We start from the raw sequence: 6206 nt of genomic DNA, 5'->3' as shown, positions 1-6206 counted from the left end.
CGCCAGCGTTCAATCTGAGCCAGGATCAAACTCTTCAGTTTAATTCCTGTTTTTGCTACTTTCGTAGCATGTCGCTCACTCAAAATACTGACCGTCACTCATTGCTGAGCAACGTATTTCTTTTGTGCGAACATTTGATAATTTAAGCATTCAGTATCGCCGAAACGATACTGGCACCTCATCAAACGCCCACACTTATCGACTGTTTATTGTTAAAGAACTCGTATTCGGTACTGCCTTGCTGCGTTTGCGAATCGTTGTGTTCGTCAGCAGCAGAGAAGCGAGATTATGCAGTGTTTCGCGGTCATCGTCAACTTCTTTTCGCTTCACCGCAACGCGAATTTCAGCGTTGCAACGTCAACACATTGATTTCCTTGGGATTTCAACTGTGGCTCCGTGAAGCGGACGCGCAGTATAGCAACCGCCACCCCGCCCTGCAAGCGCCAACGCATCAAAAAAAGCAGGACGCTGCTATGCGCGGCCGAAGTCGCTCCAGTAGCGCTGCCAGATGCGGTCGTGGTACGCCATCAATTCCGGCTGCGCCCGGGCGAAATCCTGCAACGGTCCCGGAAACGGATGCCTGACGAGGGCATGCAGCTGACCGAACGCGCTTGCGTCGACGGTACTCGGTTTGTCGCCGAAGAGATAATCCTGACGCCCCAGCAGCGTGGTCAACGCCTGCACGCCGTTGCGGCCGATGGCGAGGACCTCGTCTTCATGATGCCGCGCGATGCCTTGCTGCCAGGCCTGCCGCATCATCCGGCGGCGAATCAGAGGCAGGATCGCAGGCGCGATCATCGGCACCAACGGACGTTGCCACGCTGGGGCGCTGCGTTTGGCATAGTCGAGCAGCAGCGGCTGATAGCGGGCGAAAGCGTCATCGACGCACCACCGCTGGTAGACGCCAACGAAATAGAGCTGACTTTCGACCAGCGCCTTGATCGCCTCCGCCTGCGCCCGTTGCAGCGGATCGAGATGCGTATCGCGCAGCGCACGGGGATCCGATTGCTGGAGGTGCCCGATGATGGAGGAGGAGTCGGCCATCAACTGCCCGTCGATTCGCACTGCAGGCAGCTTCCCCTTTGGCATGTCGTGCCGCGTACCGGTCCTCGTCTCGTAAGGGATGCCCGACATGCGCAGCCAGGTTTCCAGCTTGACGACGAAAGGGCTGATATCGGGCGTATCGACGCCGGCTGGACATCCGTACTTGTAGAGCGTGATCATGGACCGGCATTCCTGGTTGTGTTTTGGACAACCACCAACATAGCGGAAAGCAGGTCTCCGGGCTACCTCCCATTGTCGCTAAGGTTGCGCCGTCGCCGGCTGGCGCCGCAAGTGCTCCGCATCCTTCAGCGGCGGCGCGCCGAACAGGCGGCGATGCAGCACGGAAGGACTCATGTGCACCGTGCGCGCCAGCGCGTCGATGCTCAGCGGCTCGTTGTAATGCGTGCGGATCCAGTGGATCGCGTCGCCCACCGCGCGTTCGCGCTGCCCGCCGACCACGCCGCGGCTCATCGTCGCGCCGCCGGGCGCCGTCACGAGATGATAGATCAGCTCCTGCTTGAGCAGGCGCCCCAGCACAGGCACGTCGCGCGGCCGCTCGAGCAGCCGCAGAAGGCGCACGAAGACGTCGAGCGTCGCGTCGTCCGCGCGTTCGACGGTGACCACGGGCGGGTCGACGTCGCCGCCCGCCAGCTGCAGCCGCATCTCCAGCACGAAGGCCGCCACCTCTTTCGGATCGACGTCGATGCGGATGCCGTCATACGGCGCCGCCTCGCTTGCGCGCGTCACCTGGCCAGAGACGGGCATCGCCATCCCCGCCTGCACATAACATCCCGGCCCGTAGCGCACCACCTGCTGGCCGACGAGCATCTCCTTCTCGCCCTGCACGAGCAGGCAGACGGACGGCGACAGGATGCCGCGCCCGGCCGGCGTCGGCGCGGGCCGCCGCACGAGCCAGAGCCACGGCAGATCGGTGGCGAGGTCCAACGAACCCGCGCCCGCGCCTTGCATCGCTTTCTCGACCAGGTCGCGCAACCGGCCGAGCGAGTGCAGTTCAGACTCGTTTGTCATGGCCCATGATGGCTTTGGGTTCAAGATAGGTGTCCAGGCCGAAGACGCCGAATTCGCGTCCGAGGCCGGACTGCTTGAAGCCGCCGAACGGGGCCTCCGGTGCATCATACAATCCATTCACGAACACGCGCCCGGCCTGGATCTCGGCCGCCACGCGGTTCGCGCGCGCGAGGTCGGCACCGAACGCATAGGCGTGCAGTCCATACGGCGTATCGTTGGCGATGGCGATCGCATCCTCGTCGTCGCGGTACGGAATGATGGACAGCACGGGACCGAAGATTTCCTCGCGCGCGATGGTCATGTCGTTGCGGACGTCGCCGAACACGGTGGGCCGCACGAAATAGCCGCGCTCGAGGCCCTCCGGCCGACCCGGACCGCCCGTCAGCAAGGTCGCGCCTTCCTCGATGCCTTTGCGGATGTATGCCTGCACCCGCTCGTACTGCGTGCGCGTGACCATCGGGCCCACGTTCGCGCGCGGATCGCGGGCCGGGCCGACGACGAGGTCGCGGAACGCGCGCACCGCCAGCTCGTGCGCTTCGCCGACGCGCTGCTGCGGCACCGGCAGGCGCAACCCCGGCGATGCACGCCTGACCGCTGTTCATCACCGCGGCCTGCGCCGCCAATGGCATCGCCTGGGCGAAGTCGGCATCGCCGAGGAGGACCGTCGGCGATTTGCCGCCCAGTTCCAACGTCACCCGCTTCATCGTATCGACGGCGCAGCGTGCGATGGCCTTGCCCACCGCGGTCGATCCCGTGAACGAGATCTTGGCGATGTCCGGATGGCGCGTGATCTCCGCGCCGACCACGTCGCCGCGCCCCGTGACGATGTTGAAGACGCCCGGCGGCAGCCCCGCGCCGTGCATCACGCGCGTGATGAGTTCCGTCTGCGCGGCACTCAGCTCGCTCGGCTTGATGACGGAGGTGCTGCCGGCGGCGATCGCCATCGCCATCGCCAGCTTGCTCGCGATGAAGCCGATGCTCGCATTCCACGGCGTGATCATGCCGACGACGCCGTGCGGCACCATCGTCACGCGCGCCCCGCCGACTTCGCGCTCGAACGGGTACTCGGCCAGCAGGCGGCGCGCGATCGCGAACGAGGCGGCTGCGCGGCGGGCAGTACCCGTCGCCATCGCCATCGTGCCGCCGTATTCCGCGACCATCACATCGACGATGTCCTGTTCGGCGGCGGCCACCGCATCGTGCAGGCGCTGCAACCACGCCATGCGCTCCGCGCGCGTCGTGCGGGACACGGCCGGATACGCCACCTTCGCCGCGGCGATCGCGCGCCGTGCGTCGACTTCGTCGGCCAGGATCACGGTGGTCGTTTCGCGCTTGGAGGCCGGGTCGAGCAGCACGAGCGGCTCGCGCCCGCGCGGGGTGACGAACTGGCCGTCGATGTAGATGGTGTCGATGGATTTCATGGCTGGACTCCTCGTGAACGATGAATCCATCATAGGAGTCCGCATGCTTGCAGCGGTAGCAGGATACTGACGAAGGATTGCCTGATCCTGCCGATCTCGCGCGGTTCAGGCAGCGGGGCCGGCGTGCACCAGTTCCTCGAATGCCCGGGCCGCGCGGCTGCGATACCGCTCGCGGTGGCGCAGCAGGAAGAAGTCGCGCGGCGGCAGGGTCACGCGCACCTTGGCCAGCAGACCGGCCGCGATGTACGGCGCCGCCACCAGTTCCGACAATGCCGCCACGTCGCTGCCGCTCATGACGGCCGCACGCACGGCTTCGTTGGATGGCAAGGTCAACGCGATGTGCAGCGCAGCCAGGTCCACGCCCTGCGCCACCAGCATCTCTTCGAGCACGGAACGCGTGCCCGATCCGGGTTCGCGCATGATCCAGCTCGCCGCCTGCAGATCGCCCGCGGTCAGCTTGCGCTTGCGCGCCCACGGATGCGCGGGCGCGACGACGATCGCCATGCGGTCCTGCCCAATGCTGTCGACGGCGAGCGCCGCGTCGTCGACCCCGCCCTCCACGAGACCGAGATCGGCGGCGCCTTCGCGCACGGCGTCCGCCACGGATTGCGTATTGCCGACGTCGAGCCGCACGTCGATCTGTGGATGCGTCGCGCGAAAGCGCACGAGCAGCGGCGGCAGCCAGTAGCTGGCGATCGTCTGGCTGGCCTGCAGCGCGAGCGCACCGCGCGCGAGGCCCGCCAGTTCGACCAGCACCCGCTCCGCGCCGGCGGCCCGGGCCAAGGTGGCGCGCGCTTCGTCGAGGAAGACGCGTCCGGCCGCATTGACTTCGATGCGCCGTCCCACGCGGTCGAACAACGGCGTGCCGTAGCGCTCTTCCAGCGCGCGGATCGACGCGCTGACAGCGGATGGGGTCAACGCAAGGACGTCCGCCGCCTGCGTCAAATGCTGGCGTTCGGCGACGGCGACGAAGATGCGGAGCTGGTCGAGGGTCATCATTCGATTTTATTACATGAATTGTGCGAAATTTTAAGATGGACCGAACGATCTTGTCGAGCCGATACTGCGGACTCAACCAAGGAACACGACATGCACCATAAAATCCTCCCGCTGGTACCAGGCCTCTGCCTGAGTGCCGTCGTCACCGGTGCCGCCGTTGTGCTGGAGCGCGCCGAGACCGCCCTCTTCGGCCGCGCATGGCTGGAGAGTCTCGTGCTTGCGATTGTGCTGGGCAGCGTCGTGCGCACCGCGATGCCGGTACCTGCGGCGTGCGATGCCGGCGTGCGCTTTTCGGCGAAGGTCGTACTCGAGGTGGCGGTGATGCTGCTCGGCGCGTCCGTCAGTGCCGGCGCCATCGTCGCGCACGGCTTGCCGCTGCTGGGCGGGATCGCCGTCGCCGTCGTGCTGGCGATCGCGTTCAGCTACGCTGTTGGCCGATCGCTGCGGCTGCCGCACGAGCTGGCCGTGCTGGTCGCATGCGGGAATTCGATCTGCGGGAACTCGGCCATCGCGGCCGTCGCCCCCGTCATCGATGCGGACGGCGAGGACGTCGCGTCGTCGATCGCCTTCACCGCGGTACTGGGCGTCGTGGTCGTGCTCGCACTGCCGCTGCTCGACCGGCTCCTTGTGCTGACGCCGCTCCAGTATGGCGTTTTCGCCGGCATGACCGTGTACGCCGTGCCGCAGGTGCTGGCCGCGGCGGCGCCGGTATCGCAAATCAGTCTGCAGATCGGCACGCTCGTGAAACTGGTGCGCGTGCTGATGCTCGGCCCTGTCGTGCTCGGGCTGTCCTTGTGCCGACGCGGCGGGCGGAGGCAATCGCTGCCGGTCACCCAGCTTGTTCCCTGGTTCATCGTCGGCTTCCTCGTCCTGATGGCGTTACGCTCCGCCGGCGCGTTGCCACACGCAGTGCTCGGTCCCGCGCATGCGGCCTCCGCATGGCTGACGAGTATGTCGATGGCCGCGCTCGGCCTCGGTGTCGACGCGCGTGCCGTGTTGCGCGCGGGCGGCAAGGTGACGACGACCGTAGTCGTGTCGCTGATGGGACTCGGCGTGATCAGCTGGGCGCTGATCGTCCTGGTGGGCATCCGCTGATACACTGGGTCTTAACTCATCCACCACAACGGAACCGCCATGCAGCAATCCATCGTCCACATCGCCCTGGTGGTGCGCGACTACGACGAAGCCATCGATTTTTACGTCCACAAGCTGGGTTTTGACCTGGTGGACGACACGTACCAGCCGACGCAGGACAAGCGCTGGGTCGTGGTCGCGCCGCCGGGTGGGGCCGGCACCACGCTGCTGCTGGCGAAAGCATCGAAACCCGAACAACAGCCGTTCATCGGCAACCAGGCGGGCGGCCGCGTCTTCCTGTTCTTGAATACGGATGATTTCTGGCGCGATTACGAGCGCTTGCGCAGCAATGGCGTGACCTTCGTGCGCGAGCCCAAGGAAGAGGATTACGGCACGGTCGCCGTATTCGCAGACCTGTACGGTAATTTGTGGGATTTACTGCAGTTGCGTGCCGGGCATCCGATTGCGCGGCGTGTGGGAATGTAGAAAGCAAAAAGCCCGCTCAGACTGATCTGAGCGGGCTTCTGCGAATAACTAGCCTGACGATAACCTACTTTCACACTGGTTGCAGCACTATCATCGGCGCAAAGTCGTTTCACGGTCCTGTTCGGGATGGGAAGGGGTGGTACCGACTTGCTA

5 protein-coding genes, 1 rRNA gene and 1 pseudogene are annotated in these 6206 nt (G+C 65.4%); 2 read left to right on the top strand and 5 right to left on the bottom strand.

What is annotated here, in order from left to right; translation table 11 throughout:
* Positions 1-471: 471 nt before the first annotated feature.
* The 4 genes and pseudogenes from HAV22_RS30670 to HAV22_RS30655 form a co-directional block, all read right to left on the bottom strand.
* A complete protein-coding gene (locus tag HAV22_RS30670; protein WP_208296453.1) occupies positions 472-1224 on the bottom strand; it encodes a glutathione S-transferase family protein in 753 nt (250 codons plus the stop codon).
* Positions 1225-1302: 78 nt separating this feature from the next.
* The gene (locus HAV22_RS30665; protein WP_166865599.1) at positions 1303-2073 is read right to left on the bottom strand and encodes an AraC family transcriptional regulator; all 771 of its coding nucleotides are present in this window, start codon (positions 2071-2073) and stop codon (positions 1303-1305) included.
* Positions 2057-3494, bottom strand: a pseudogene (locus tag HAV22_RS30660) (aldehyde dehydrogenase family protein). The gene HAV22_RS30665 and the pseudogene HAV22_RS30660 overlap by 17 nt, the downstream one beginning before the upstream one ends.
* 105 nt (positions 3495-3599) lie before the next feature.
* Complete coding sequence (locus tag HAV22_RS30655; protein WP_229421516.1) at positions 3600-4493, bottom strand: LysR family transcriptional regulator; 894 nt, start codon at positions 4491-4493, stop codon at positions 3600-3602.
* A gap of 90 nt (positions 4494-4583) precedes the next feature.
* Here HAV22_RS30655 and HAV22_RS30650 point away from each other — a divergent pair, with 90 nt between their 5' ends.
* Positions 4584-5588, top strand: a complete 1005-nt coding sequence (locus HAV22_RS30650) for a YeiH family protein (RefSeq protein ID WP_208296452.1) — start codon at positions 4584-4586, stop codon at positions 5586-5588.
* A 39-nt stretch (positions 5589-5627) separates the two neighbouring features.
* Positions 5628-6053 carry a VOC family protein gene (locus HAV22_RS30645; protein WP_166865593.1) on the top strand — a complete coding sequence of 142 codons (426 nt, stop codon included), beginning with the start codon at positions 5628-5630 and terminating at the stop codon, positions 6051-6053.
* 51 nt (positions 6054-6104) lie between these two features.
* Here HAV22_RS30645 and rrf read toward each other — a convergent pair.
* Positions 6105-6206 (bottom strand): 5S ribosomal RNA (gene rrf, locus HAV22_RS30640); the annotation flags it as partial.

The organism is Telluria antibiotica, from assembly GCF_011682055.1.
GTDB lineage: Bacteria > Pseudomonadota > Gammaproteobacteria > Burkholderiales > Burkholderiaceae_D > Telluria > Telluria antibiotica.
The sequence above is the reverse complement of the archived record's forward strand: the minus strand, read 5'-3'. Positions and strand labels throughout refer to the sequence as shown.

Bases quoted from the DNA above. Each gene is read 5' to 3' on its own strand.
- HAV22_RS30650 (WP_208296452.1), top strand. From the start codon at position 4,584: ATGCACCATAAAATCCTCCCGCTGGTACCAGGCCTCTGCCTGAGTGCC.
- HAV22_RS30665 (WP_166865599.1), bottom strand. From the start codon at position 2,073: ATGACAAACGAGTCTGAACTGCACTCGCTCGGCCGGTTGCGCGACCTG.
- HAV22_RS30670 (WP_208296453.1), bottom strand. From the start codon at position 1,224: ATGATCACGCTCTACAAGTACGGATGTCCAGCCGGCGTCGATACGCCC.
- HAV22_RS30655 (WP_229421516.1), bottom strand. From the start codon at position 4,493: ATGATGACCCTCGACCAGCTCCGCATCTTCGTCGCCGTCGCCGAACGC.
- HAV22_RS30645 (WP_166865593.1), top strand. From the start codon at position 5,628: ATGCAGCAATCCATCGTCCACATCGCCCTGGTGGTGCGCGACTACGAC.